This window comes from Agromyces mediolanus, from assembly GCF_044917495.1.
GTDB classification, from domain to species: domain Bacteria; phylum Actinomycetota; class Actinomycetes; order Actinomycetales; family Microbacteriaceae; genus Agromyces; species Agromyces mediolanus_B.
Window position 1 is genome coordinate 88,836 of sequence record NZ_JAVSSI010000006.1, and the last position, 24,543, is coordinate 113,378.

General features: G+C 73.3%; 25 protein-coding genes. 9 read left to right on the forward strand and 16 right to left on the reverse strand.

All coding sequences use genetic code 11. The features are described 5' to 3' along the window. Nucleotides 1-67: 67 nt before the first annotated feature. Nucleotides 68-2,116: a GDSL-type esterase/lipase family protein gene (locus tag ROT00_RS10545; protein ID WP_404774663.1), complete on the reverse strand. Its 2,049-nt coding sequence runs from the start codon at nucleotides 2,114-2,116 to the stop codon at nucleotides 68-70. 182 nt (nucleotides 2,117-2,298) lie between these two features. Here ROT00_RS10545 and ROT00_RS10550 point away from each other — a divergent pair, with 182 nt between their 5' ends. Then, a complete protein-coding gene (locus tag ROT00_RS10550; RefSeq protein ID WP_404774664.1) occupies nucleotides 2,299-2,883 on the forward strand; it encodes a DedA family protein in 585 nt (194 codons plus the stop codon). A 72-nt stretch (nucleotides 2,884-2,955) separates the two neighbouring features. Here the strand turns inward: ROT00_RS10550 and ROT00_RS10555 are convergent, their stop codons facing one another. Both ROT00_RS10555 and ROT00_RS10560 read right to left on the reverse strand, forming a co-directional pair. Then, nucleotides 2,956-3,588, reverse strand: coding sequence for an FMN reductase (locus ROT00_RS10555; RefSeq protein WP_404774666.1), 633 nt, complete (start codon nucleotides 3,586-3,588; stop codon nucleotides 2,956-2,958). Continuing rightward, entirely contained in the window at nucleotides 3,585-4,844 is a 1,260-nt protein-coding gene (locus ROT00_RS10560; protein ID WP_404774668.1) for an LLM class flavin-dependent oxidoreductase, read from the reverse strand. Before ROT00_RS10560 ends, ROT00_RS10555 begins: the two co-directional genes overlap by 4 nt. Before the next feature lie 135 nt (nucleotides 4,845-4,979). Here ROT00_RS10560 and ROT00_RS10565 point away from each other — a divergent pair, with 135 nt between their 5' ends. After that, nucleotides 4,980-5,729: a glycosyltransferase family 2 protein gene (locus ROT00_RS10565; protein WP_404774669.1), complete on the forward strand. Its 750-nt coding sequence runs from the start codon at nucleotides 4,980-4,982 to the stop codon at nucleotides 5,727-5,729. Here the strand turns inward: ROT00_RS10565 and ROT00_RS10570 are convergent. Then, the gene (locus tag ROT00_RS10570) at nucleotides 5,714-6,685 is read right to left on the reverse strand and encodes an alpha/beta fold hydrolase (protein ID WP_404774670.1); all 972 of its coding nucleotides are present in this window, start codon (nucleotides 6,683-6,685) and stop codon (nucleotides 5,714-5,716) included. The genes ROT00_RS10565 and ROT00_RS10570 overlap by 16 nt on opposite strands. Before the next feature lie 115 nt (nucleotides 6,686-6,800). Here ROT00_RS10570 and ROT00_RS10575 point away from each other — a divergent pair, with 115 nt between their 5' ends. Continuing rightward, on the forward strand, nucleotides 6,801-7,175 hold the full coding sequence (locus ROT00_RS10575; protein ID WP_404774672.1) for a thioredoxin family protein: 375 nt from the start codon (nucleotides 6,801-6,803) through the stop codon (nucleotides 7,173-7,175). Nucleotides 7,176-7,184: 9 nt separating this feature from the next. Here ROT00_RS10575 and ROT00_RS10580 read toward each other — a convergent pair whose 3' ends face one another. The 3 genes from ROT00_RS10580 to ROT00_RS10590 are packed head-to-tail and all read right to left on the reverse strand — an operon-like array spanning nucleotide 7,185 to nucleotide 9,798. Next, nucleotides 7,185-7,778 carry a hypothetical protein gene (locus ROT00_RS10580; protein ID WP_404774674.1) on the reverse strand — a complete coding sequence of 198 codons (594 nt, stop codon included), beginning with the start codon at nucleotides 7,776-7,778 and terminating at the stop codon, nucleotides 7,185-7,187. Nucleotides 7,779-7,824: 46 nt separating this feature from the next. Continuing rightward, nucleotides 7,825-8,712 carry an LLM class flavin-dependent oxidoreductase gene (locus tag ROT00_RS10585; RefSeq protein ID WP_404774675.1) on the reverse strand — a complete coding sequence of 296 codons (888 nt, stop codon included), beginning with the start codon at nucleotides 8,710-8,712 and terminating at the stop codon, nucleotides 7,825-7,827. Nucleotides 8,713-8,721: 9 nt separating this feature from the next. Beyond that, nucleotides 8,722-9,798, reverse strand: a complete 1,077-nt coding sequence (locus ROT00_RS10590; RefSeq protein WP_404774677.1) for an EamA family transporter — start codon at nucleotides 9,796-9,798, stop codon at nucleotides 8,722-8,724. A 53-nt stretch (nucleotides 9,799-9,851) separates the two neighbouring features. On the opposite strand from ROT00_RS10590, the gene ROT00_RS10595 reads away from it, so the two are divergent. Beyond that, nucleotides 9,852-10,394, forward strand: coding sequence for a CGNR zinc finger domain-containing protein (locus ROT00_RS10595; RefSeq protein WP_404774679.1), 543 nt, complete (start codon nucleotides 9,852-9,854; stop codon nucleotides 10,392-10,394). Between the two features lie 118 nt (nucleotides 10,395-10,512). Here ROT00_RS10595 and rpsO read toward each other — a convergent pair whose 3' ends face one another. Continuing rightward, nucleotides 10,513-10,782, reverse strand: a complete 270-nt coding sequence (gene rpsO / locus ROT00_RS10600; RefSeq protein ID WP_189086083.1) for a 30S ribosomal protein S15 — start codon at nucleotides 10,780-10,782, stop codon at nucleotides 10,513-10,515. Between the two features lie 133 nt (nucleotides 10,783-10,915). On the opposite strand from rpsO, the gene ROT00_RS10605 reads away from it, so the two are divergent. Continuing rightward, entirely contained in the window at nucleotides 10,916-11,287 is a 372-nt protein-coding gene (locus ROT00_RS10605; protein WP_404774681.1) for a DUF488 domain-containing protein, read from the forward strand. Nucleotides 11,288-11,305: 18 nt separating this feature from the next. On the opposite strand, the gene ROT00_RS10610 is transcribed toward ROT00_RS10605, so the two are convergent. Together ROT00_RS10610 and ROT00_RS10615 are read right to left on the reverse strand one after the other, a co-directional pair. Continuing rightward, nucleotides 11,306-12,328 (reverse strand): CPBP family intramembrane glutamic endopeptidase, encoded by a 1,023-nt coding sequence (locus tag ROT00_RS10610; protein WP_404774683.1) that lies wholly within the window; start codon nucleotides 12,326-12,328, stop codon nucleotides 11,306-11,308. Nucleotides 12,329-12,404: 76 nt separating this feature from the next. Further along, complete coding sequence (locus ROT00_RS10615) at nucleotides 12,405-13,238, reverse strand: CPBP family glutamic-type intramembrane protease (RefSeq protein WP_404774685.1); 834 nt, start codon at nucleotides 13,236-13,238, stop codon at nucleotides 12,405-12,407. 51 nt (nucleotides 13,239-13,289) lie between these two features. Here ROT00_RS10615 and ROT00_RS10620 point away from each other — a divergent pair, with 51 nt between their 5' ends. Then, nucleotides 13,290-14,342 carry a M4 family metallopeptidase gene (locus ROT00_RS10620; protein ID WP_404774687.1) on the forward strand — a complete coding sequence of 351 codons (1,053 nt, stop codon included), beginning with the start codon at nucleotides 13,290-13,292 and terminating at the stop codon, nucleotides 14,340-14,342. A 44-nt stretch (nucleotides 14,343-14,386) separates the two neighbouring features. Continuing rightward, complete coding sequence (locus ROT00_RS10625) at nucleotides 14,387-14,686, forward strand: protealysin inhibitor emfourin (protein WP_404774688.1); 300 nt, start codon at nucleotides 14,387-14,389, stop codon at nucleotides 14,684-14,686. Here ROT00_RS10625 and ROT00_RS10630 read toward each other — a convergent pair. The 4 genes from ROT00_RS10630 to ROT00_RS10645 all read right to left on the reverse strand — a co-directional run bounded on the left by ROT00_RS10630 (nucleotide 14,598) and on the right by ROT00_RS10645 (nucleotide 18,584). Beyond that, on the reverse strand, nucleotides 14,598-15,308 hold the full coding sequence (locus ROT00_RS10630) for a lysoplasmalogenase (RefSeq protein WP_404774690.1): 711 nt from the start codon (nucleotides 15,306-15,308) through the stop codon (nucleotides 14,598-14,600). The genes ROT00_RS10625 and ROT00_RS10630 overlap by 89 nt on opposite strands. Before the next feature lie 152 nt (nucleotides 15,309-15,460). Further along, entirely contained in the window at nucleotides 15,461-15,832 is a 372-nt protein-coding gene (locus tag ROT00_RS10635; protein WP_189086090.1) for an FKBP-type peptidyl-prolyl cis-trans isomerase, read from the reverse strand. A gap of 198 nt (nucleotides 15,833-16,030) precedes the next feature. Then, nucleotides 16,031-17,170 carry a PrsW family intramembrane metalloprotease gene (locus ROT00_RS10640; protein WP_404774692.1) on the reverse strand — a complete coding sequence of 380 codons (1,140 nt, stop codon included), beginning with the start codon at nucleotides 17,168-17,170 and terminating at the stop codon, nucleotides 16,031-16,033. 10 nt (nucleotides 17,171-17,180) lie between these two features. Beyond that, complete coding sequence (locus tag ROT00_RS10645; protein WP_404774694.1) at nucleotides 17,181-18,584, reverse strand: FAD-binding oxidoreductase; 1,404 nt, start codon at nucleotides 18,582-18,584, stop codon at nucleotides 17,181-17,183. Between the two features lie 74 nt (nucleotides 18,585-18,658). Here ROT00_RS10645 and ROT00_RS10650 point away from each other — a divergent pair, with 74 nt between their 5' ends. Together ROT00_RS10650 and ROT00_RS10655 are read left to right on the forward strand one after the other, a co-directional pair. After that, nucleotides 18,659-20,194, forward strand: coding sequence for an AlkA N-terminal domain-containing protein (locus tag ROT00_RS10650; RefSeq protein WP_404774696.1), 1,536 nt, complete (start codon nucleotides 18,659-18,661; stop codon nucleotides 20,192-20,194). 110 nt (nucleotides 20,195-20,304) lie between these two features. Continuing rightward, nucleotides 20,305-21,180 carry a fumarylacetoacetate hydrolase family protein gene (locus ROT00_RS10655; protein ID WP_404774697.1) on the forward strand — a complete coding sequence of 292 codons (876 nt, stop codon included), beginning with the start codon at nucleotides 20,305-20,307 and terminating at the stop codon, nucleotides 21,178-21,180. A gap of 61 nt (nucleotides 21,181-21,241) precedes the next feature. Here the strand turns inward: ROT00_RS10655 and ROT00_RS10660 are convergent, their stop codons facing one another. After that, complete coding sequence (locus ROT00_RS10660; RefSeq protein WP_404774872.1) at nucleotides 21,242-22,699, reverse strand: aspartate ammonia-lyase; 1,458 nt, start codon at nucleotides 22,697-22,699, stop codon at nucleotides 21,242-21,244. A gap of 213 nt (nucleotides 22,700-22,912) precedes the next feature. Continuing rightward, on the reverse strand, nucleotides 22,913-24,496 hold the full coding sequence (locus ROT00_RS10665; RefSeq protein ID WP_404774699.1) for an amino acid permease: 1,584 nt from the start codon (nucleotides 24,494-24,496) through the stop codon (nucleotides 22,913-22,915). Nucleotides 24,497-24,543 lie beyond the last annotated feature (47 nt).

Below are 24,543 nucleotides of genomic sequence, written 5' to 3' on the forward strand. Positions count from 1 at the left end.
CGATCGAGTCGGTAAGCCACCACAGGGGACCAGCTTCCTGCCGGCCTGCTCCGAAGGTGCTCGGTGTTCAGTTGCGGTTCGCGGCCTGCGCTGACGCAGAACCGAGAGGCGGTGACCACACGGGCAACCGCTTCGACTCTAGCAGAGCGGGCCCGGTCGGGGCCGGAATCCGGAGCGCGGCGAGCTCCGGGCGCTTCGGCGAGCGGCCCTCCCCCGCCGTCCTGCCGCGGAGCCGCCGGAGCACCCAGGGCACCACGTGGACCGCCATCCAGGTCGGCCCGGACACCCGCGTGGTGCGGCCGGCGTCGTGCAGGGCGAGCTCCAGATCGGCGAGCACCGCGGCGTCGGGGATGCCGAGCGCGCGCGCCGCCGCGTAGGCGAGGGTGCGGTGGCCCGCGGGGTTCAGGTGCACCCGGTCCTCCGCCCAGCTCGTGCGGGTGCGCAGCTCGGGCGCGTGCTCGACGTCGACGAGGACCGCGCCGTGCTCCGCCGCGATGCCCCGCAGCCGCTCGTCGAAGCGGGCGAAGCGGGCGCGGAGCCCGCGGACCTCCCAGCGGTCCGGGAGGAAGGGCGTCACGAGGAGCACGCGGCATCCCGCCGCCGTCGCGGCGCGCACCCCCTCGGCGAGCCGCTCGGCGAGCGCGTCGGGGTCCGCGCCGCGCTTCACGAGGTCGTTGCCGCCGACGAAGACGCCCACGAGATCGGCGCCGAGGGCGAGCGCCGCGGGCAGCTGCTCGTCGACGACGTCGTCGATCCTGCGGCTCCGCACGGCGAGGTTCGCGTACTCCACGCCCGGTCCCGGGCGACTCATCGCGAGGAGCATCGCCAGCCGGTCGGCCCAGCCGCGGTACTCCCCCGGAGCTGTGCGGGAGTCGTCGCAGAGGCCCTCGGTGAGCGAGTCGCCGACGGCGACGAAGCGGAGCGGCGCCACGGCCGCGGCGCTCGGGTCGCCCGGGCCGCCGCGGCGCGCATCGCCCGCGCCGGCCTCGGCCCGCCCGACGCCCGCGGCGAGGGCGCGCGCGTCGCGGTAGTGCCCGAGCAGCTCCTCGCAGAGCACGTCCCAGCCGCGCCCCTCGACGCCCCGCCGCGCCGCCCGGCCGAAGGCCCGGCGCTTCGCCGCGTCGCCGGCGAGGTCGGCGACCCTGGCCGCGAACTCGGCGAGCTCGCCCGGGCGGTAGAGCCAGCCGTCGACGCTCTGCCGGACGAGGTCGAGCGGTCCTCCGGCTCCGGTGGCGACGACCGGGACGCCGCTTGCGTGCGCCTCCTGCACGGTCTGGCAGAAGGTCTCGCTCTCGCCCGGGTGCACGAAGACGTCGAAGCTCGCGAGGGCGGTCGCGAGCTCCTCGCCACCGAGGAAGCCGGTGAACACGGCGTCCGGCAGCAGCGCCTCGAGCTCGTCGCGCGAGGGTCCGTCGCCGACGATCACGAGCCGGATCCCGGGGAGGTCCCGGAGCGCCAGCAGATCCTCGACCTGCTTCTCGGGGGCCAGCCGGCCGACGTAACCGACGACGACCTCGCCGCCCGGCGCGATGCGACGCCGCCACGCCTCGTCGCGGCGCCCGGGCCGGAAGCGCTCGAGATCGACGCCCCGCCGCCAGAGCCTCGATCCGGCGACGCCGAGCGAGTCGAGCCGTTCGAGGGCGGAGCTCGACGGGGCGAGCGTCAGCGTCGCGCGCCCGTGCAGCCTCGCGACGTGCCGTTCGAGGGCCGGCGCCGCGGCCGGCACCCCGTAGCGCGCGGCGTAGGCCGGGACATCCGTCTGGTAGACCGCGACGCTCGGCACCCCGATCGACTCGGCCGCCCGCACGCCCTGCCAGCCGAGGACGAACGGCGAGGCCAGGTGGACGACGTCGGGCGAGAACTCGGCGAGCGCGGCGGCGAGCCGGCGCACGCCCGGCACGGCGATCCGCACCTGCGGATAGCGCGGCAGCGGAGTGGAGGGCAGCTGCAGGAGCCGCGCGCCGCGGAGCGCGGCGTCATCCACGCGGCCGGCGCGCGGTGCCACGACGAGGGCCTCGTGCCCGGCGCGCTCGAGGTGCCCGAGCACCTGCAGGAGCGAGTGGGTGACCCCGTTCATGTGCGGGAGGAACGATTCGGCGAGGATCGCGACCTTCACGTGACCAGGGTGCCCCGGCGGCGGGCCGCGGCGGCGCCGAAGCGGGCCGGGGCACCGAGGATTCACCCGGGCGTCGGCGATCGTTCGCCGCCCGGTCGCGCGCCGGTCGCCGGGCGCCGCGGGACGGAGACGAGCGGGCGCCCCGTCACCCGCCGTTCATCTCACCGGGATAGCAAGGCTGGGTGCCGGACGACGCCCTCGCGCAGCTCGCCGCCTCGCCGTGGCTGCTCCCCGCGCTCTTCGCGCTCGTCGTCGGCGACGCCTTCCTCGTCGTGCTGCCGAGCGAGACCCTCGTCGTGGCCCTCGGGGCGCTCGCGGCGACGACGGGGCAGCCGAACCTGCTCCTCGTCATCCCCGTCGCCGCGGTCGGGGCCGTCGTCGGCGACCTCGCCTGCTACGGGATCGGCCGCGCGGGCGGACTCGACCGCTGGGCGTGGCAGCGGACGCCGCGCGTGGCCGCGGCGATCGACCGGGTGCGCCGCACCGTGGGCCGCCGCACGGCGGTGCTCGTGTTCACCGCCCGCTACGTGCCGTTCGCCCGCATCGCCGTGAACCTCGCGGCGGGAGCGGTCCGGATCCCGCTCGCGAGGTATCTGCCGCTCTCGGCCGCCGCCGGACTCGCCTGGGCGGTGTTCAACACGACGATGGGCGCGGTCGTCGGTTCGGCGTTCGCGGATCAGCCGCTCCTCGCACTCGCCGTCTCGATCCCCGTCGCAATCCTCTCCGGCCTCGCCGTCGACGCGCTCGTGCGTCGCTTCGCGCCCTGAGTCCACTCGAACGCCGAGTTGCCCGACTTCCATGGAAGTCGGGCAACTCGTCATGCGAGAGGGGCGATGCGGCTACTCGCCGGCGAGACCGCCGATGAGGTGGCCCATCGGCCGGTCGAGCCGGAACGGATCGGCCACCCGATCCGAACGGTCGGTGCGCTCGACGAGCTCGGCGAACTCCTTCGCCCCGCGGAAGATGCGCTCGGGCAGGGAGCGCACGCCGTCGCCGTCCGCGCCGCCCCAGTCGCTCGTCGCCGCGAACACCCCGGTCGTCACCGGCACCGCGTGCAGGTAGGTGAACAGCGGGCGCATCGCGTAGTCGATCGCGAGCGAGTGCCGGGGCGTGCCGCCCGTCGCGCCGAGGAGCACCGGCAGGTCGGTGAGCGCCTGCGGGTCGATCACGTCGACGAACGACTTGAACAGCCCGGCGTAGCTCGTCGTGAAGATCGGCGTCACGGCGATGAGGCCGTCGGCCGACGCCACGGCGTCGAGCGTCTCCTCGAGCTTCGGCGGCGCGAAGCCCATGAGCAGGTGGTTCGTGATGTCGTGCGCGAGCTCGCGCAGCTCGAAGGTGCGCACCTCGGCCTCGACCCCGCGCTCGGCGAGGGCCGCCACCGAGTCGGCGGCGAGCCGGTCGGCGAGCTGGCGGGTGGAGCTCGGCGTGGAGAGCCCCGCCGAGACGACGACGATCTGCTTGGCGGTCATCGTGCACCTCCTGCACGGGTCGCGGCGGGGCCGAAGGCCGAGCCGGCGGGCGCGGGCCCGTCCTGGTAGGGCGAGGCGCCCACGGTGAGGTTGTCGCCGCGGTTGGCGTTCGGGGTCGCCTGGCGAGGGGCCTCGTCACCGTATTTCGCGGCGACGAGCGAGGCGTGCGTCGGCGCGTCGGGCACCTCGGCCGGGCGGTCCTTCGCGAACTCGGTGCGGAGGACCGCGACGACCTCGCCGAGGAGGTCGAGCTGCTCGAGCACGGTCTTCAGCGGCAGGCCCGCGTGGTCGACCAGGTACAGCTGGCGCTGGTAGTCGCCGACGTAGTCGCGGAAGCCGAGGGTGCGGTCGATGACCTCCTGCGGGCTGCCGACGGTGAGCGGCGTCTGCTGCGTGAACTCCTCGAGGCTCGGGCCGTGACCGTAGACCGGCGCGTTGTCGAAGTAGGGGCGGAAGTCGCGCACGGCGTCCTGGGAGTTCCGGCGCATGAAGACCTGGCCGCCGAGGCCGACGATCGCCTGCGCGGCGCTGCCGTGCCCGTGGTGCTCGAAGCGCTGACGGTAGAGGGCGATCATGCGCTGGGTGTGCGAGGCGGGCCAGAAGATGTGGTTCGCGAAGAAGCCGTCGCCGTAGTAGGCCGCCTGCTCGGCGATCTCCGGGGTGCGGATCGAGCCGTGCCAGACGAAGGGCGGCACGCCGTCGAGCGGGCGCGGGGTCGAGGTGAAGCCCTGGAGGGGCGTGCGGAACTTGCCCTCCCAGTCGACGACGTCCTCGCGCCAGAGCCGGTGCAGCAGCTCGTAGCTCTCGACGGCGATCGGGAGCCCCTGCCGGATGTCCTTGCCGAACCAGGGGTAGACCGGCCCGGTGTTGCCGCGCCCGAGCATGAGGTCGGCGCGGCCGCCGGACACGTGCTGGAGCATCGCGTAGTCCTCGGCGATCTTCACCGGATCGTTGGTGGTGATGAGCGTCGTCGCGGTGGAGAGCTGCAGCGTCGAGGTCTGCCCGGCGATGTAGGCGAGCGTCGTCGTGGGCGAGGACGACCAGAACGGCGGGTTGTGGTGCTCGCCGAGGGCGAAGACGTCGAGTCCGACCTCCTCGGCGTGCTTCGCGATCGCGATGGTCGCCTGGATGCGCTCGGCCTCGGTCGGCGTGCGGCCGGTCGTCGGGTCCTGCGTGATGTCGCTGACGGTGAAGATTCCGAACTGCACGGCGTCCTCCTGGATGCGGGTCGATGGAGCTGTTCGATGCGTTTGCATAGATAGGGAACCAGCTCGGTTCCGAGACTATTCCCGCTTCGCCGATCCGATCGAAGATCGGCGCTCGGACGCATCCGGATCCAGTCTCCCCCGGCGCCGCGGACCTCGCGCGCGGCGGGTCTAGACTCCGGGGTGATGGGCAGCATCTCGGTCGTCATCCCCTGCTTGGACGATGCCGTCATGCTCCGGGCATGCCTCGCCGCCGTCGCCGCCCAGCGCCGCCCGGCCGACGAGGTGATCGTCGTCGACAACGGCTCCCGCGACGACTCCGTCGCCGTCGCCGTCGCGGCGGGCGCCCGCGTCGTAGTGGAACCGCGGCGCGGGATCTGGCCGGCCACGGCCGCCGGGTTCGACGCGGCGCACGGCGCGATCCTCGCCCGGCTCGACGCCGACTCCGTCCCACCGGAGGACTGGTTGGAGCGCGTCGAGCGGCGCATGGCGGCGGCCGACGCACCGACCGCGGTCACTGGGCCCGGCCACTTCTACGGCGGCACCCGGGCCACCCGCTGGATCGCGCGGCGACTCTACATCGGCGGCTACTTCTGGGCCGTCGGCCTGATGCTCGGCCATCCCCCGCTCTTCGGCTCGAACTACGCGCTGCGTGCGGATGCCTGGCGCAACCTCCGCGAGATCGTGCACCGCGACCGCGCCGACCTCCATGACGACCTCGACCTCGCCTGGTGGCTGCAGCCGGGCATGACCGTCGCCTACGAGCCGAGCCTGCTCGTCGACGTCTCCGCGCGCCCGTTCGACAGCTGGTCGGCGCTCGGGCGGCGGCTCCGGATGGCCTTCCACACGCTCGCCGTCGAGTGGCGCGAGTGGCCGCCGCTCACCCGGCGCGCCGAACGCCGCGACGCGGCCGCCGAGGATCAGGCGGTCGCGTAGAGCCCGAGCAGGTCGCGGACGAGCTGATGCGGGGTCGTCTCGCACGGGCTGTGCCCGGTCGGGTACACGGTGAACCGCGCCCCGAGCTCGCGCGCGGAACGCGCGTGCAGCTCGAGCGGCCAGAGGTCGTGCGCACCGACGGCGACGAGCTTCGGGATCGAGGATGCCGCGACCTCCTGCCGGAGATCCGGCGTCGCCATCATGCACGCGATGAGGTCGTCGACGCTGTCCCTGCGGGTCAGCCGGAAGCGCTCGCGCACGAAGGCGAGCCGGCCGGGCGGCACCCGGTTCAGGTTGTTCCGGATGCCCCAGAGCATGAGCGCCGCGCCCTGCCGCGGCGTCGTGAACCCGGACAGCGCGCCGATCCGCTTCACGCCGCGGAACGCCTGACCGGGCTCCGGCGGGCTCGAGAGCAGTGCGAGGCTCGCGAAGCGCTCGGGCTCGAGACTCAGCGCCTCCTGTGCGATCGTGCCGGCGAAGCTGTAGCCGAGGACGTGCACCGGCCCTGTGCCAGAGCGGAGCACCGCGAGCAGGTCGCCGAGGAAGAGCGCGCGGTCGTAGCGCTCGCGCGGCGGATCGAGCCGCCACGGCCCGGCGGCCGCCGACTCGTACTGCCCCGCGAGATCGAACGCCTCGACCCGGTACCCGGCATCGGCGAGGAGCGGCAGCATGAGCACGAAGTCCTCCTTCGAGCCCGTCGCCCCGGGCACGAGGAGCACTCGGGGCCCGTTCGCCGGCCCCATCGCAAGACCCGCGAGCCGGCCGCTCGGCGATGCGAACGCGACGCGTTCGGCGCCCGCGGGAAGCGAGCGCCAGTCGAAGTCGGGAAGGGCGGCGTCGAGTTCGGCCGCGCGGGGCTCCCACCCGGGCGGCGGCGGCGCGAGCACGCCCGCGGGCGTGCTCCGGATGGAGGCATCCGTCGCCGGCTCCACCTCATCGGGACCGCGCTCAGTCACGCCCTCACGATAGCGCCGTCGCCGCTCGAGTCGGCGGAACCGCGGCGCCCCGCCCGGCCATCGCCGACAGCGAACACCGGGCGAGCTCGAAGCTCGGCCACGTAGGCTGACGCCCATGGCTACCGTCGCGCTCACCATGGACACCTTCGAGAAGACGATCCTCGAAGGCGGCACCGTCTTCGTCGACTTCTGGGCCGCCTGGTGCGGGCCGTGCCTGCAGTTCGCCCCGAACTACGAGGCCGCGGCCGAGGCGAACCCCGACCTCGTCTTCGCGAAGGTCGACACCGAGGACCAGCAGCAGCTCGCCGCCGCGATGAACATCACCTCGATCCCGACGATCATGGCGTTCAAGGACGGCATCGGCGTCTTCGCCCAGGCGGGCGCCCTCCCCCGGCCGGTGCTCGACGACCTCGTCTCGCAGGTCCGCGCGCTCGACATGGACCAGGTGCGCGAGCAGCTCGCGCGCGAGGAGGACGGCAAGGCCTCCTGACGCCGCGCGTCAGCCGTCGAGCCCGCTGAGGTCGAGCTCCACTTTGAACGGCCGGCCGTCGCCCACGATGCGCGCCGGCACCGTGACGTACTTCCCCTCGCTGCGGAGCGCGTCGAGCCGGTCGACGTAGCGGTCCTCGGCCGCCTGCCCGAGGTACCCGGCGTGCCTCGGCCGCTGCCCGCCGACGAGCTGCACGCCGACCCGGTAGCGGCGCGCCATCCAGCGGCTCGCCCGGGGCACGAGCACCGCGGCCTGGTCGGGCCCGCCCTGCGTGCGCGCGATCTCGATGCCCGACTGCCGGTGCGCGGCCCCGTCGATCGGCACGACCGTGCGCACCTCCCGGTCGACCGCGGGCGTCTCGACGAGGGTGAGGTCGTCGACGCCGAGCAGGTTGCCCCACTGGTCGGGGTTCGCCCCGCGCTTCTCCCGCCCGATCGAGATCACGAGGTACACGATCGCCGCCGCGAGCAGCACGATGAGGGGCCAGAACAGCCACGGCTCGGCGCCCGGGCGCACGAAGCTCGTCGCGAGCAGCACGACGAAGAGCACGAGGTAGGGGAACGGCTCCCAGAGAAGCAGCGGTTTGCGGCGGGGGGCGGACATGCCCTCAACGGTATCTGCTCGTCGCCCGAGGACTCACGGCGCCTTCTCAGCGCAGCGCCGGCAGCCGGGCGGCCACCTCGTCGAGCACCCGCTCCTCCCCCGCGTAGACGCCGGACTCGCGCGGCCAGTGCGCGACCACCTCGGTGAATCCGAGCTCCGCGGCTCGCCCCACGGCGTCCTCGAAGGCGTCGACGCTCGCGAGCGAGTACCGCTCGCCCGCGTCGATCGAGAGCACCCGGGCGGCGCCGTCGACGTCGCGGCCGAGCGTCGCGCACGCCTCGCCGAACCGTGCGGAGAGCTCGCCCACGTGCCGCCACCAGGCCTCGGGCTCGAGGTCCTCGCGGCCGGTGGTGATCCACCCGTCGGCGAGGCCGGCGGCGAGCGCGATGCCGCGCGGGCCGTTCGCCGCGAGCTGGATCGGCATCCGCGGCGACTGGGCCGGGGTGCCGACCATGCGGGCGCGGTCGGCCGTGAACCACTCGCCGGAGAACGAGACGCCGCCGGAGCCCGGCGCCTCGAAGCGGAGCAGCCGGTCGAGCGCGTCCGCGAACTCGACGAAGCGCTCGTGCCGCTGCCGGGGCGAGAGGGCCTCCTGGCCGAGCACGTGGGCGTCGAAGCCGGTGCCGCCGGAGCCGAGCCCGGCGACGACCCGGCCGCCGGAGATCTGGTCGATCGTCGCCAGCTCCTTCGCGAACGGCACGGGATGGCGGAAGTTCGGGTTCGCGACGAAGGTGCCGAGCCCGATGCTCGAGGTCGACAGCGCCGCGGCGGTGAGCGTCGGCACCGTCGCGTGCCACGGCTCGTCGGCGAGGGAGCGCCAGGAGAGGTGGTCGTACGTCCACGCGACGTCGAAGCCGTACTCCTCGGCGGCGCGCCACCGCCGCGCGGCCTCCGGCCAGGGGAACTGGGGCAGGATGACGATGCCGAATCGCATGCTGCGAGCCTAGGCCGCTCGTCCGTCGTCCGCATCGGACGGGAGCGTGAGCGAGGCGGTGATCGGCATCGGCTCGGCGCCGAGCTCGACGGCATCGATGCGCGCGCCCGGCGCAGGCTCCGCGCTCCCGTGGGCGGTCGTCGCCGGCCGTTCGAGCTTCACGCAGACGATTCCCGCGAGGATGAGCACGCCGCCGAGGATCTGCAGCGGACCGAGCACCTCGCCGAGCAGCACCCAGCCCGCGATGCCCGCGAACACCACCTCGGAGAGCCCGAGGAAGGCGGCGAGCCGGGAGCCGAGGCGCCCGATCGCCGCGAGCCCCGCGGTGTACGCGAAGGCCGTCGACACGAGGCCGACCGCGAGGAGCGGCACGTACCACGGCGCACTGCCACCGAGGAAGGCGACGTCGTCGAAGACGAAGGTCATGGGCAGCAGGCCCGCGAGACCGAGGAGGGCGAGCGCGACGGCGCCGACGAGGAAGCCGGCCGCGATGAGCGCGAGCGGCGGCAGCTGGGCGGCCGAGGTCTCGCCGACGACGTAGTAGACGCAGACGCCGAGCATCGCGAGGGCGGCGAAGGCGAGGCCGAGCGGGTCGAGCCGTCCGCCGCCGGGGCCGATGACGAGGACGAGGCCCGCGAGCGCGAGCGCGGAGCCCGCGAGCACGATCCGCCGGGGCATCCGTCTGCCGCGCACCCAGGCGAGCAGCACGAGCGCGATCGGCGCGAGGTACTCGATGAGGAGGGTGAGCGAGACCGGGATGCGTTCGAGGGAGGCGTAGAAGAAGAACTGCACGCCGGCGACGGCGATGAGCCCGAAGAGGAGCACCGTCCAGCGCGCCCGCCACAGCGGGCGGAGATCGCCGCGGAGGGCGAGGATGCCGGGCACGGCGAGGATGACGGCGGCGATCGAGATGCGGGCGAGCACCGCGGCGCCCGGCGACCAGCCCTGTTCGAGCAGCGGCTTCACGAACACGCCGCCGACGCCGAAGGCGAGCCCCGCCGCCACGCCCAGCGCGATCCCCGTCATGCCGCGCGTACCCCGCACGAGCTCCTCCTCGACTCCGATGCCGAAACGCCCGCCCGTCATGGGCGAACGCCGTTATGCTCGTGACAGTACGGCACCGCGAAGTCAGGAGTCAAATGATTTTCACCAATGACACGATCGATGCCCTGCAGTTCGCGGCCGCACTCGCGAACACCGTGCCGGAGGCGAGCGACTCCGGCACGGACGAGCTGGCCGACCCCGCGGCGCTCGTGGCGATCCTCGACCGCTGGTGGTACTCGGGCCGGCGCGACGGCGACCGCCGCGAGCTCGCCGAGGTGGCGTCCGCCCGCGCACGGTTGCGCGCGCTCTGGTCGCTCGACCGCGACGATGCGGTCGAGGAGGTCAACGCGATCCTCGCCGAGTCGAACGCGGTGCCCCGGCTCGTGCGGCACGACGCCCTCGACTGGCACATCCACGCGACCTCCAACGAGGCGCCGCTCGCCGAGCGCATCCTCGTCGAGGCGGCCATGGCCTTCGTCGACGTCGTGCGCGCCGACCAGCTCGACCGGCTCCGAATCTGCGACGCCGACGATTGCGCCGGCGCCTACCTCGACCTCTCGAAGAACGGCTCCCGGCGCTTCTGCTCGACGCGCTGCGGCAATCGGATGGCGGTGCGCGCCTACCGGGCCCGGGGCTGAGCCGGGCCGCGGCGCACGCCGGACATGACGAAGGCCCCCGGCCGTGCTCCGAGGAGCAGGTGCGGGGGCCTTCGCAAGAAGTTCGCGGAATCGTCGAGAGCCGCGTCGGATGCGACGCTTAGCGGCGCAGCCCGAGACGCTCGATGAGCGCACGGTAGCGCTCGATGTCGACGTCGGCGAGGTAGCCGAGCAGACGACGACGCTGACCGACGAGGAGCAGCAGACCACGACGCGAGTGGTGGTCGTGCTTGTGCTCCTTCAGGTGCTCGGTGAGGTCCTTGATGCGCTTGGTGAGGATCGCGATCTGGACCTCGGGGGATCCAGTGTCACCGGGGTGCGTCGCGTACTCTTCGATGATCGCCTTCTTGGTCTCTGAATCCAGTGCCATAGAGGGATCCCCTTTCTTCTCGTTGCGCGCTGCCCGGGGCCTGATGCCTGGGCTCTCTTCATGCGCGGCCGGTGGACGGCAACCGAACTAGCTTAGCAGAGCGCGGGTGCCCGCCTTGCCGCACACTGGAACCATGGTGTTCGCGATCAGGCGCGTGTACGAGCCGGCTTCGGCCGACGACGGATTCCGGGTGCTCGTCGACCGGCTGTGGCCGCGCGGGGTGAGCCGGGAGCGGGCCGAGCTCGATCTCTGGGCGAAGGACGTCGCCCCGTCGCCCGAGCTCCGCACCGCCTGGCACCACCGGCTCGAGGACTTCGCGCACTTCGCCGAGCAGTACCGGCAGGAGCTCGACGCCGGAACGGCTGGGCGCGAGCTCCTCGAGCTCGGACGGGAGCACCCGCGCGTCACCCTGCTGTTCGGCGCCCGCGACGAACGGGTGAACCACGCGGCGGTGCTGCTCGACTGGCTCGCCGCGCACGGCGCCGACGTCGAGCGCCCGGCCTGAGCCGCGCCGCCAGCGCACTCAGACGCGCGACTCGGCGAGCGTGAGCCCCGGCTGCGGCTGCTTCCGGAACTGCCCCGTCAGCGCGAGGACGACGATCACCACGGCGAAGAGGATCCAGCCGGGCCAGCCGAGCATCGAGCCCCACGGGTCGGCCGGGAGGTCGCTCGCGTCGACGAAGATCAGGAACTGCGAGCCGGCGGTGTTGAGCGCCGCGTGGGCGACGACCGCCGGCCACACCGAGGCGCTGCGCAGGCGCAGCCAGCCGAAGACGGCTCCGACGAGCACGCAGAAGACGATCATGCAGAGGACGCCCACGACGTCGGTGCGGCCGTAGTTGTAGCCGAGCAGGATGACGGGCGCGTGCCAGAGCCCCCAGATCACCCCGCTCAGGAGGAGCGCAGCCCATGTGCCGAGCGGACGGAGCGCCGGCAGCAGCCAGCCGCGCCAGCCCAGCTCCTCGCCGAAGGTGGCGCCGCAGTTGACGAGGGTCACGATCGGGAGCATGAGGAGCGTGATCGTCACGACGGTCGAGGCATCCGCGCCCTGCCCTCCGCTCGCGGCGAGCGCCGCGGCGACCCCGCTGAAGCCCGTCAGGTCGAGCCGGATGAGCCCCATCGCGTCACCCAGGAGGAGGGCGGCGAACGGGATGACCGTGAAGCCGACCGCGCCGAGCGCGATGAAGAGCCAGGTGCGGCCGGCGGGCCGCACCGGCCAGAGCCCGAGCCAGCGCGGCACGCTCGGGGCGCGGTGCACCCAGAACACCACGACGAGGGCGGCGATCGTCGGGGTGAACATCATCGCGAGCGTGAGCGGGCCGAACAGCGGGCTCGCGAGCCCCTCGCCGGAGAACCACACCGGCAGCTCGACGAGCCAGGCTCCGCCGAGCGCGATGACGAGGAAGACGACCACCGCCCGCCACGGCACGGACGTCGGCAGCACCGCGCCCCGCTCGGAGTTCTTCGCGCGCTGGCGGTCGGCGGCGCTCGGGCCGCCGGCGCCGTGCGCCGCGTCGGGTGCGATGGTGATCTCGGAGTCGCTCATGGCTCCCATCGAATCGGAGCCGGCGGATGCCTCGCCTCCCCCGCGCGACGGAATCCTCTCCCCCGCCCGTGGGAGGTCAGGGCGCGAGCAGGAAGATCGCCGGCCAGCCGGTGTGCGCGTAGACGATGACCGCGAAGACGACCGCGTCGAAGAGCAGGTGCACGGTCAGCACGTAGGTGAGCGACTTCGTCAGCGTGAACGTCCAGCCCTGCACGAGGGCGAACGGGATGGTGAGGAGCGGCCCCCACGACTGGTAGCCGAGCTCCCAGAGGAACGAGACGAACACCGTCGCCTGCAGCAGGTTCGCCTGCCAGACCGGGAAGTGCCGGCGGAGCAGGGTGAACACGGTGCAGATGAAGAACAGCTCGTCCCAGGTGCCGACCGCGTTCACGCCGACGAAGAGGCGAGCGATCTCGTCGGGCGCGACGACCGTCGGCCAGTTCGTGTAGACGCCGGAGGTGATGAAGTAGAACGGCAGGATGAGCCATCCCGCCACCACGACCGCGGCGAGATACCCCCACTGCACGAGCGTCCAGCGCTGCCCCGTGCGCCACGGGAAGCGGATGACCCGCTCGCGGTAGACGAAGCGCGAGACGAGGTACGGCACCGCCACGGCGAGCCCCAGCACGACGGTGAAGCGGACCATGCCCTCGTTCGAGAGGTCGGCCTTCAGCGACACGGTCGAGATGATGAGCTGCCCGAGCGCGATGAGCGCCAGATCGGGCGCGAGCCGTTCGGTACGGCCGCTGCGATCGCAGGCCCAGGCGCCGACGAGGCCGATGGCGAGGAGCGCGTAGCCCGGCCAGACCAGCTGCACGCCGAACAGCAGCACCGCGGCGCCGCAGACCGCCGCGGCAGGGAGGAGGCCGATCGCATGGCGGCGGAGTTCGCCCGTCGGAAGCGCTGGCACGGATCCAGCCTAGAGGTGGCCGCTGTCGGCCGTCGGTGGCAGCATCGGGGCATGACGGAGATCGTCCCGCCCTACCTGCTCGATCGCATCGCCGAGGCCGCCGGGCCGCGCTTCCCGCTCGCCGCCGAGGCCGCCCGCCGGGCACTGCTGCGACCCGCGTCACCGCGGCTCGGCCCCGGCCCGCTGCCCGAGCTGCCGAGTGCGCTCCCCGACGCCCCCTCGACGCCCGTTCGCCGCATCTCCGACGCCGAGGGCCTCGAGAAGCTGCCGGGACGGCTCGTCCGGCGCGAGGGCGAACCGGCCACGGGCGACGAGGCCGTCGACGAGGCGTACAACGGCCTCGGCGACACGCACCGGCTGTTCGAGCGCGTCTTCGGCCGCGATTCGATCGACGGCGACGGCATGCCGCTCGAGGCCACGGTGCACTTCGGCGATCGCTACGACAACGCGTTCTGGGACGGCGAGCGCATGGTCTTCGGCGACGGCGACGGCGAGGTGTTCCGGAGCTTCACCGGCTCGCTCAGCGTCATCGGCCACGAGCTCGCGCACGGCGTCACCGAGCACACCGCGCGGCTCAGGTACGAAGGCCAGTCGGGCGCGCTCAACGAACACGTCTCCGACGCCTTCGGGGCGCTCGTCGAGCAGTACGCCCTCGGCCAGGACGCCGAGGCGGCGAACTGGCTCATCGGCGAGGGCATCTTCACGCCCGAGGTCGAGGGGCGGGCGCTCCGCTCCATGCTCGAGCCCGGCACGGCGTACGACGACGACGTGCTCGGCCGCGATCCGCAGCCGGGGCACTTCCGCGACTACGTCGAGACCACCGACGACCACGGCGGGGTGCACCTGAACTCCGGCATCCCGAACCGCGCCTTCGCCCTCGCCGCGCGCGAGCTCGGCGGTTTCGCCTGGGAGCACGTGGGCCGCGTCTGGTACGACGCGCTCGTGTCGGGCCGGTTGCGCGTCGACGAGACCTTCGCCGGGTTCGCTGCCGAGACGGTGCGCACCGCCGGTGAACGGTTCGGCCCGGGGTCGCGCGAGCAGGAGGCGGTGCGCCGCGGCTGGCTCGAGGTCGGCGTCGAGCCCGCGCCGCCCGCCGAGGGGTGAAGGCACGGGCGCGGCGCCCGCTCCGAGGAGTAGCATCTGGCGCGATGGACGTCATCGTGCAACGCAGCGGCGGGATCGCCGGGCTCCGCGTCACCTGGCAGGTCGAAGTCGACGCGCAACCCGACCGCGACGACTGGGTGCTCCTGCTCGACGGGCTGCCCTGGCACGAGGTGCCGCAGGCCCCGCGGGAGCCCGACCGCTACGTCTACCGCATCAGCTGCCCGCCGAACGAGGTCGAGCTCGGCGAGGGTCAGCTCACCGGGCCGTGGCAGCAGCTCGTCGAACGGGTGCGGCAGACCGCATCGCCGCGACGCGGAGGTGCACCACGACGCCCAGGGCGATGAGGCCCTGCGCGGCGAGGTAGCTCACCATCACGACGGCATCGTGCCACGCGAAGTCGTAGCCCGGCAGGAAGCGGCCGAGCCCGAGCACCGAGTCGGAGACGACGAAGAGCGCGCCACCGGCCGCCAGCAGGGGGCCGTCGCCCGCGGCGAACGCCGCCATCGCGCCGAGCGCCAGGCCGTAGGCGGCGACCGGTACGAGGAGCGCCCCGGTGTGGGGGCCGAGCAGTGCGAGGAAGCCGGCGAACCACAGCGGGTACACGACGAGCGCCCAGATCGGCACGCGGCGACGGCGGTGCAGCCGCAGCGAGCCGGACCCCCGCGAGAGCCGGAGGAACAGTGCGAGGTACACGAGGTGCGCGGCGAGGAACGACCCGAGCCCGACCGTGAACCAGCCGTCGCCCGGGAAGCTCAGCGCGACGTCGCCGCCCCAGGAGAAGCCGAGCCCCGCCACGAGCAGCCAGCACGCGGTCCCGCGAGGACGCGGCGCGGCGAGCAGCACGGCGAGCACGAGCGCCGGCATGAGGAGCGCCTTCGTCGCGGTGACCGACCAGTCCGGGCCGAGCGTGAGCAACAGGAGATGCACGAGCGAGAGCCCGAGGTAGGGCAGGAACGGGGGCAGCACAGCAGGCATCGTAGCGCGGGCCGGATCGACCGGCGCGACGGCCCGGATGCGACGGCCCGGCCGCGACGGCCCGGATCCACGGCCCGGACCGCCCCTGACGCGACGAGGGCCGGCGGGAATGCCCGCCGGCCCTCGTCGTGGAAGTGGATCGCTCAGCTGACGCCGAGGAGGTCGATCACGAAGATCAGGGTCTGACCCGAGAGGCGGTGTCCGCCGCCCGCGGGGCCGTACGCCTTCTGCGGCGGGACGGTGAGCTTGCGGCGCCCGCCGACCTTCATGCCGGGGATGCCCTCCTGCCAGCCGGCGATGAGCGCCTGCAGCGGGAAGTTGATGGACTGGTTGCGGCTCCAGGACGAGTCGAACTCCTCGCCCGAGTCGTACTCGACGCCCAGGTAGTGCACGTCGACGGTCGAGCCGGGCTGCGCCTCGGCGCCGTCGCCGACGACGATGTCCTCGATGACGAGCTCGGTGGGGGCGGGCCCCTCGGGGGCGTCGATCTCAGGCTTGCTGTTGGTGTCGGTCATGCATCCATCCAAACGGATGCCACGGCCGAGGGCAATCGCGGACGCGCGTCCACCCCGCTCTTGCGCTGACTGCGAACAGCGTGCACCCTGGAACCCTAAGGAGCTCGTCGCCCAGGAGAGCTGTCGGCAGTGCCACACCCCAGGGCGACGAGCTTCTTCCGTTCCCGGCGACGAGCTTCTTCCGTCCCGGCTCGCGGGCTAGCCCATGATCGCGCGGCGGTCGGCGGCCACCCGCTCGAGCAGCACCCGCTCGTCCTCCAGGCGGCGCACGTCGGCGCGGCCGGTCGCGATCGCGTTCCGGGTGAAGGCGAGCCGGGTCGCGTTCACGATGAAGCTCCGCACCGCGGCGGTCTTCGGCGGCCGCTGCGCCTTCGCCCACGCGAGCGCGGCCCGGCGACCGGCCGGCGTCGAGAGCCCGTCCACCTCGCCCGCGTCGAACCAGCCGGCGAGCTGGTACTCGCCGAGGCGCAGGCGGGTGATGCGCACCTCCTGCCGTCGGAGCAGCACGGTGACGACGATCGCGCCGACGAAGATCGGGACCTGCACGGTCGCGTAGAGGAGCACGGCGTCCGCGAAGGCGAGCGAGCCGTTCCACAGCGCGTGCAGCGCGATGGCGAGCGCGAGCCCGCCGAGGAACCAGCCCACGACGCGGGGGCCGCCGCCCCGGCTCGCCGCGACTCCGAGCGCGAGGCCGGTGCAGGCGGTGAACAGCACGTGGGCGAACGGCGAGAAGAGCCCGCGCACGACGAAGGTGGCGCCGAGCTCCTGCGCCCCGCCCTCGGCGAGCGCGACGCCGAAGTAGAGCACGTTCTCGGTGAAGGCGAACCCGGCGGCGACGGTCGCGGCGTACACGAGTCCGTCGACCGGCCCGTCGAAGTGCGAACGGGAGAACAGGTAGATGAGGAGCACCCCGATCCCCTTCGCGAGCTCTTCGACGATGGGGGCCTGCACGACGGACTGGAGCACCTCGTCGCTCGCGCCGCCCGGCGTGGTCACCGCGACAGCGATCTGCACGCCCAGGTCGACGATGAGGGCGATCGCGACGGAGACCGCCGCGCCCCAGAGGAACGCGAACCAGAGCGCCCACCGCGGTTCGGGCTCCCAGCGGTCCACCCAGCGCACCGCGAGGAGCACGATCACGAGCGGCACGACGGCGAGCACGGAGCCCACGACGAGGCTCGAACCGCCGAGCGCGACGCCGAGGTAGGCGAGCACGAGGAGGCCGACGAGTCCGGCGAGCGAGATGCCGACGACGGCGAACACGAGCCCGCCCGTGCGGCGCGGCGGCGTCGCGGCGGGCGGCAGGAACTGCGGCTGGGCCTGCGGGTGGAAGCTCACGGGCCGCAGCCTATCGAGCGGAGGGCTCCGCATCGAACATGACGCCCGGGTTCAGGATGCCGAGCGGGTCGAACAGCTGCTTGATGCCGCGCTGCAGCTCGAACACCTCGGGGCCGAGCTCGTCGGCGAGCCAGCGCCGCTTCAGGATGCCGACGCCGTGCTCCCCCGTGAGCGTGCCGCCGAGGCGGACCGCGGTGCGGAACATCTCGTCGGCGGCGGCCCAGATGCGGGCGGGCACCTCGCCGCCCTCGTAGACGAAGTTCGGGTGCAGGTTGCCGTCGCCGGCGTGCGCGATCGTCGGGATCTCGACCCTGTGCCGGGCGCCGATCTCCTCGATGGCGCGGAACATCTCGGCGAGCTTCGAGCGGGGCACCGCGACGTCCTCGATCAGCACCTCGCCGCGGGCGGCCATCGCGGGATGCATCGCGCGGCGGATGCCGAGTAGCCGCTCGCCCTCCTGCCGGTCGCTCGAGCACCGGGTCCGGCCGCCGGCCGCCTCGAAGACCGCCGCGACGGCGAGCGCATCGGCCTCCGCGCCCGCGTCGTCGCACTGCGCGACGACGAACGCCTCCCCCGGGGCGAGCCCGTCGAGCGGGGTGCCGGCGAGCGCCGCGGCGCCGAGGTGCTCGGCGATCCGGGCGATCGAGCCCGCGTCGAGCAGCTCGAGCATCGCCGGGCGGAGCTTGCCTGCGGTGACCGCCGCGCACGCCGCCGCGGCCGCCTCGACGTCGGGGAAGGCGGCCGCGATCGTGACGGGCCCGCCGAGCGGGATCGGCCGGAGCCGCACCGTCGCCTCGACGATGACGCCGAGGGTGCCCTCCGAGCCGGTGAGCAGAGCGGTGAGGTCGTAGCCGGTCACCCCCTTCACGGTGCGGCGCCCGGTGCGCACGAGCCGCCCGTCCGCGAGCACCACGGCGAGGCCGAGCACCGCTTCGCGGGTGACGCCGTACTTCGCGCAGAGCAGCCCGCCGGCGTTCGTGGCGATGTTGCCGCCGATGGAGGAGATCTCCCGGCTCGCGGGGTCGGGGGCGAACCACAGCCCGCTCGCGGCGGCGCGCGCGTTCAGCGCGCCGTTCAGCACGCCCGGCTCGACGACGGCGAGTTCGTCGGCCTCGTCGAGCTCGAGGATGCGGTTCATCCCGGAGAGGTCGAGCACGATCGCGCCCGGGCTCGCGATGGCGCCGCCCGCGAGCCCCGTGCCGGCCCCGCGCGGCACCACGGCGGTACGCGTCGCGGCGGCGATCCGCATTGTCGCCTGCACTTCGCCGACCGTGCCGGCTCGGACGACGGCGAGGGGCCGCTCGGCGGCGCGGTGCCCGGACCGGTCCTCCCGGACCGCGTCGAGCGCGGCGCCGTCGAGGACCACGGCGGCTCCGAGCTCGGCGACCAGTTGCTCCACGACCTCGTTCGACATGGATGCAGCCTAGCCGCGGCGCCCGTGTCCGATTTCCGCGAGTTCCTGTCGGTGGACGGTGGCAGGCTGGAGGCATGCCCACGACACTCGACCGTTCCCGCCGGGTCGCCGCCCGCGACGAGGCCGCGCTCGCCGACCCCGTCTTCGCCGAGCGGTACCGGGCGATGCGCGCCCGCGACGCCCGCTTCGACGGCCAGTTCATCACGGGCGTGCACTCCACGGGCATCTACTGCCGGCCGAGCTGCCCGGCCGTCTCCCCCAAACCCTCGAACGTGACCTTCTACCTCACCGCAGCGGCCGCGCACGAGGCGGGGCTGCGCGCCTGCAAGCGCTGCCTGCCCGATGCGGTCCCCGGCTCGCCGGAGTGGGACCTCCGCGACGATCTCGCCGCGCGCGCCATGCGGCTCATCGCCGACGGCGTGGTCGAACGGGAGGGCGTGCCCGGCCTCGCGGCGCGGCTCGGCTACACGACGCGGCACCTGACCCGGGTGCTCGGCGCCGAGCTCGGCGCGGGCCCCCTCGCCCTCGCCCGCGCGCACCGGGCGCAGACCGCTCGCACACTGCTCCTCTCCACGAGCATGCCCGCGGCCGACATCGCGTTCGCCGCCGGGTTCGGGAGCGTCCGCCAGTTCAACGAGACGATCCGCGAGGTGTACGACCGCAGCCCGCTCGAACTGCGGGCGGCGGCGCACCGCACGGGCGCGGGCACCGCCCCGCCCGAGGCGACCGCCGACGGCGGGGCGCACGTGCGGCTCAGGCTGCCCGCCCGTGAGCCGTTCGACGCCGACGGCGTGTTCGCCTGGCTCGCCGCCCGCGCGGTCGCGGGGGTCGAGCGCGCCGGCGCGGGGAGCTTCGAGCGCACCCTCCGCCTGCCCGGCGGCCCGGCGCTCCTCGCCTTCACGAAGGCGGAGGGCGGCGCCGCCGTCGAGGTCGAGGCCAGACTCGCCGCGCTCGGCGACCTCCCGCCGCTCGTCGCCCGCGTGCGCCGGCTGTTCGACCTCGACGCGGACGCCGTGGCGATCGACGCGGCCCTCGCCGACGATCCGGCGCTCGCCCCGGCGGTGGCGCGCGTCCCCGGCATCCGCGTCCCCGGCTGCCTCGACGCCCATGAGCTGCTCTTCCGCGCCCTCATCGGCCAGCAGATCTCGGTCGCCGCGGCCCGCACCGCGCTCGGCCGCCTCGCGGCCGCGCTCGGCGAGCGGATGCCGCAGCCCGGCGCCGACGGCCTCCCGCTCCTCTTCCCGACCGCTGCGGCCGTCGCCGAGCGCGGAGCCGAGGTGCTCACCGGGCCGCGGGCGCGGATCGCGACGATCCTCGACGTCGCCGAGCGCCTCGCGACGGGTGAGCTCGTGGTCTCCGCCGAGCGTTCGCGCGAGGAGCTCGCGGCTGAGCTCCTCGCGATCCGCGGCATCGGTCCGTGGACCGCGGGCTACGTCGCCATGCGCGTCACCCGCGCCCCCGACGTGCTGCTCACCGGGGATCTCGCGCTGCGCGCCGGGGCCGCGGCGCTCGGCCTGCCCGGCGACGCGACGGAGCTCGCGCAGCGCGGCGCCGTGTGGGCGCCGTGGCGGAGCTACGCCTCGATGCACCTCTGGCGCGCGGCCCCCTGACCCGGCGCTTTCGGATGGCGGAAGCGACTGTCGCCATTGTGGAAGGATCCCGCTGGACTGTTGTACATGCCGTCAGGTTTCGCCCGGATCCCACCCGATAGCGTGGAATGGTGAAATTCGCGCACCTGAGAGTCGAAGGCCAGACGACCCCCCGGCTCGCGGTGGTGATCGCCGAAGCAGCACTCTTCCTCGACGAGGTGCTCGACCCCTCGCCGCGCGATCTGCAGGACCTCATCGAGCAGGGCCCAGACGGTCTCGCCGCCGTCCGCGTCGCGGTCGACGCCGCCCTCGAGGCCGGCGCGCGGCTCACCCCCGTCTCCGAGCTCCGGCACGCCTCCGCCGTGCTGCGGCCTCCGCACATCCTCGCGATCGGCGCGAACTACGCGGCGCACTCCCAGGAGCTGAAGCTCCGCCACGAGACGGCGCCCACGATCTTCTCCCTCTGGCCGAACTCGCTCACCGCCCACGGCGCGACCACGAGCTGGCCCGAGGAGCTCTCGACCCAGGTCGACTACGAGGCCGAGCTCGGCGTCATCATCGGCCGCCCCGCCCGCGGCGTGCACGTCCGCGACGCGCTCGACTACGTCTGGGGCTACACGGTGGTGAACGACATCACCGCGCGGAACATCCAGTTCAGCGAGGCCCAGTGGTCGCGCTGCAAGTCGTTCGACGGCTTCACCCCGACGGGGCCCGTCGTCGTCACGGCCGACGAGATCGCCGACCCGCAGGACCTCTGGCTCACGACGAACCTCGACGGCCGCATCCTCCAGGACGCCTCCACGAACGAGATGGTGCGGAGCGTCGCGGAGATCATTGCCTACCTCTCGCGCTCCGCGACGATCCCGGCGGGCACCCTGATCAGCACCGGCAGCCCGGGTGGCGCCGGGTACTCGCGCAACCCGCAGGTGTTCCTGCAGGACGGCTCGACGGTTACGATCACGGTCGAGGGCATCGGCTCGCTCACGACGCACTGCCGGATGGTCTGACGCCGAGTCGCAGAGCTCCGACGGAGACGGCGCCCCGGGGAGACCCGGGGCGCCGTTCGCGTCACTCGCTCGGCTCGGCCTGGAGCTGCTGCACCGGGATGGCCGTCGTGATCGGGCGGATGCCGGAGAGCTTCGACGGCGAGAGCTGGCGCTCCACCTCGTCGCGGCTCATCAGGCCCGCCTCGACGACGAGGTCGGCGACGGGTCGCCCGGTCGCGAGGGCGAGCTTCGCGAGCGTCGCGGCCTCGGTGTAGCCGATGAACGGGATGAGCGCGGTGATCACGCCGACGCTCGTCGAGACCATGTGCTCCAGGCGCTCGGTGTTCGCGGTGATGCCGTCGACGCAGTTCACGCGCAGGGTCCAGCAGGCCTGCCGCATCCAGGTGATCGACTGCAGCAGCGAGTGCGCGATCACCGGCTCGAAGGCGTTCAGCTGCAGCTGCCCGCTCTCGGCGGCCATCGTGACCGTGAGGTCGGCTCCGGCGACGGCGTACGCGACCTGGCTCACCGCCTCGGGGATGACCGGGTTCACCTTGCCCGGCATGATCGAGGAGCCCGCCTGCTTCGGCGGCAGATTGATCTCGCCGAGGCCGGCCTGGGGGCCGGAGGAGAGCAGTCGGAGGTCGTTGCAGATCTTCGACAGCTTGATCGCGCTGCGCTTCAGGGCGCTCGAGAAGGTCATGAACACGCCGGTGTCGCTCGTCGCCTCGATGAGGTCGGGGGCGGACTCGAGCGTGAGCCCCGTGATCGCGCTGAGCTCGCGCACGACGGCGTCGGTGTAGCCGGGCTCGGCCGTGATGCCGGTGCCGATGGCGGTCGCGCCGAGGTTCACCTCGGACAGCAGCTTGATGGTCTCCCGCAGCCGGTCGACGTCCTCGCCGAGCGTGGTCGCGAAGCCGTGGAACTCCTGGCCGAGGGTCATCGGCACCGCGTCCTGGAGCTGGGTGCGCCCGACCTTCAGCACCTCGTGGAACTCCCGGCCCTTCGCGCCGAAGGCGATGCGGAGCAGGTCGAGCTCGGTGAGCATCGTGCGCAGCGAGAACGCCATGGCGAGCTTCACCGCGGTCGGGTAGGTGTCGTTCGTCGACTGGCTGCGGTTGACGTCGTCGATCGGGTGCAGGACGTCGTAGCGGCCCTTCTCGTGCCCGCCGATCTCGAGCGCGAAGTTCGCGATGACCTCGTTCGCGTTCATGTTCGTCGAGGTGCCCGCGCCGCCCTGGATGACGCCGACGACGAACTGGTCGTGCAGTTCGCCGTCGATGATGCGCTGGCAGGCCTCGTCGATCCAGGCAGCCTTCTGCGGGGTGAGCACGCCGAGCTCGCGGTTGGCGCGCGCGGCCGCCTGCTTCACCGAGGCGAGGGCGACGACGAGCTCGGGGTAGACGGAGATCGGGCGCTTCGTGATCGGGAAGTTCTCGAGGGCGCGGAGCGTGTGGACTCCCCAGTAGGCGTCGGCCGGCACCTGACCTTCGCCGAGGGAGTCGCGTTCGACTCGGGTGGGGACGTCGGGTCCGATCATGTTCGCCTCCAGGCGGCGCTCGTGGGTCGGGTGTGCGGAGATCGACACGCTGGCTCCATCGCCTCGGCCGCCGGGGTTCTCCCGGCGGGTGGTACCGGCGCGGATCCGCGCCTCCCACGAGCCTAGCCCGAAGCGCCGAGCGGCGGAGCGCCCCCAGCGCCCCGCCGCTCGTCCGGTCCCGGCTCCCCCCGAGCCGGGACGCTCGTCCCCCGCTCAGCCGAGCGGGGCACCGCCCTGACCGCCCGCGGGCCGGCCGTCGGCCGGCTCGTCGACGCCGTCGCTCGCGAGGAGCTCCTCCTCGACCGTGCCGCCGTAGCCCTCGGCCTGCGGGTCGCCGTGCAGGCCGCCGGACACCGCGTACTCCTCCTCCGGGGAGAGCACGAGCCGATGCCGGCCCCAGACGCCGAAGCCGATGAGCATCACCACGTAGACGACGGCGATCGCGATGATCGCGGGCACGAACGTCGGGTTCAGCAGGAAGCCGACGAAGATGAGCCCGGCGATGACGGCCGCGGCGATCGCCCCGGGCACGCCCCAGGGGCTGCGGTAGGGCCGGCTCGCGTTCGGGAACTTGCGGCGGAGCAGCACGAAGGCGACCATCTGCATCAGGTAGGCGAGCACGGCGCCCCACACCGCGATGTTCAGCACGATCGCGCCCGCGACCCCCGTCGCGCCGCCCGCGAGGTCGACGATGATGAGCGCGACGAAGCCGATGATGGCGCCGGCGACGAGCGCGACCCACGGCGTCTGCCGCGAGCCCGTCAGCGAGAGGAACTTCGGGTAGTACCCGGCCCGCGAGAGCGAGTACATGTTGCGTCCGTACGCGAACATGATGCCCTGCAGCGAGGCGAGCAGGCCGACGAGGGCGAAGAGGGCGAGCACGGCGGCCGCGCCGTCGCCGACGATCGCCCGGAACCCGTCGAGCAGGGGCTCCCCCGCCGTCCCCGTCGCCTCGGCGCCGATGACCCCGGTGTTCAGGAAGAGCACGAGGAGGCCGGTGATGATGAGCGTCGCGCGGGCGATGAGGCCGGCCCGCGGGATGTCGCGGACGGGGTTGTGGGACTCCTCGGCCGCGAGCGGCAGCTCCTCGATGCCGAGGAAGAACCACATCGCGAAGGGCAGGGCGAAGAGGATCGGCAGCACGCCGTGCGGCAGGAAGGCGGTCTGGCCCGCGTCGGGGGCGATGTCCCAGAGCGCGTCCCAGGAGAACTGCCCGGAGAAGAGCGCCATCGCCGAGAAGACGAGGATGATCGCGATCGAGATGATCGAGACGACGATCGCGAACTTGAACGAGATGTTCGCCCCGGCCGCGTTCAGTGCGATGAACGCGAGGTAGAGGATGGCCCACCAGATGGGTGCTGGCATCGAGAAGCCGAGCAGCTCGCTCGTGATGCCGTCGGCGTAGGCCGCCGAGAAGTAGACGATGACGGCGGTGGTGGCCACGTACTCGATCGTCTCGGCGAGGCCCGTGATGAAGCCGCCCCACGGCCCCATCGCAGCGCGCGAGAAGGAGTAGGCGCCGCCCGTGTGGGGCATCGCCGAGCTCATCTCCCCGATGGAGAAGATGAGGCCGTAGTACATGACGATGAGCACGGCGAAGGCGATGAGCATGCCGCCGAAGCCGGCGAAGTCGATACCGAAGTTCCAGCCCGAGAAGTCGCCCGAGATGACGGCGGCGACGGCGAGGCCCCAGAGGCCCCAGACGCCCGCCGAGCGCTTGAGCCTGCGCTTCTCGAAGTACCCCTCGTCGGCCGTCGAGTACGTGACGCCCGACACCTTGAGCGTGTCCTTGGCCATGGTGCTCCCTTGCATTCATGGCGCGCGCCGTTCGGGGGCGAGCGCGG

Excerpts from the sequence above, each read along its gene's own strand:
- ROT00_RS10650 (WP_404774696.1), top strand. The coding sequence starts at position 18,659 with ATGCCCACGACACTCGACCGTTCCCGCCGGGTCGCCGCCCGCGACGAG.
- ROT00_RS10590 (WP_404774677.1), bottom strand. The coding sequence starts at position 9,798 with ATGACGGGCGGGCGTTTCGGCATCGGAGTCGAGGAGGAGCTCGTGCGG.
- rpsO (WP_189086083.1), bottom strand. The coding sequence starts at position 10,782 with ATGGCACTGGATTCAGAGACCAAGAAGGCGATCATCGAAGAGTACGCG.
- ROT00_RS10625 (WP_404774688.1), top strand. The coding sequence starts at position 14,387 with ATGGACGTCATCGTGCAACGCAGCGGCGGGATCGCCGGGCTCCGCGTC.
- ROT00_RS10585 (WP_404774675.1), bottom strand. The coding sequence starts at position 8,712 with ATGCGATTCGGCATCGTCATCCTGCCCCAGTTCCCCTGGCCGGAGGCC.
- ROT00_RS10635 (WP_189086090.1), bottom strand. The coding sequence starts at position 15,832 with ATGACCGACACCAACAGCAAGCCTGAGATCGACGCCCCCGAGGGGCCC.
- ROT00_RS10605 (WP_404774681.1), top strand. The coding sequence starts at position 10,916 with ATGGTGTTCGCGATCAGGCGCGTGTACGAGCCGGCTTCGGCCGACGAC.
- ROT00_RS10555 (WP_404774666.1), bottom strand. The coding sequence starts at position 3,588 with ATGACCGCCAAGCAGATCGTCGTCGTCTCGGCGGGGCTCTCCACGCCG.
- ROT00_RS10665 (WP_404774699.1), bottom strand. The coding sequence starts at position 24,496 with ATGGCCAAGGACACGCTCAAGGTGTCGGGCGTCACGTACTCGACGGCC.
- ROT00_RS10610 (WP_404774683.1), bottom strand. The coding sequence starts at position 12,328 with ATGAGCGACTCCGAGATCACCATCGCACCCGACGCGGCGCACGGCGCC.
- ROT00_RS10595 (WP_404774679.1), top strand. The coding sequence starts at position 9,852 with ATGATTTTCACCAATGACACGATCGATGCCCTGCAGTTCGCGGCCGCA.
- ROT00_RS10660 (WP_404774872.1), bottom strand. The coding sequence starts at position 22,699 with ATGATCGGACCCGACGTCCCCACCCGAGTCGAACGCGACTCCCTCGGC.
- ROT00_RS10645 (WP_404774694.1), bottom strand. The coding sequence starts at position 18,584 with ATGTCGAACGAGGTCGTGGAGCAACTGGTCGCCGAGCTCGGAGCCGCC.
- ROT00_RS10620 (WP_404774687.1), top strand. The coding sequence starts at position 13,290 with ATGACGGAGATCGTCCCGCCCTACCTGCTCGATCGCATCGCCGAGGCC.
- ROT00_RS10580 (WP_404774674.1), bottom strand. The coding sequence starts at position 7,778 with ATGTCCGCCCCCCGCCGCAAACCGCTGCTTCTCTGGGAGCCGTTCCCC.
- ROT00_RS10575 (WP_404774672.1), top strand. The coding sequence starts at position 6,801 with ATGGCTACCGTCGCGCTCACCATGGACACCTTCGAGAAGACGATCCTC.
- ROT00_RS10560 (WP_404774668.1), bottom strand. The coding sequence starts at position 4,844 with ATGCAAACGCATCGAACAGCTCCATCGACCCGCATCCAGGAGGACGCC.
- ROT00_RS10565 (WP_404774669.1), top strand. The coding sequence starts at position 4,980 with ATGGGCAGCATCTCGGTCGTCATCCCCTGCTTGGACGATGCCGTCATG.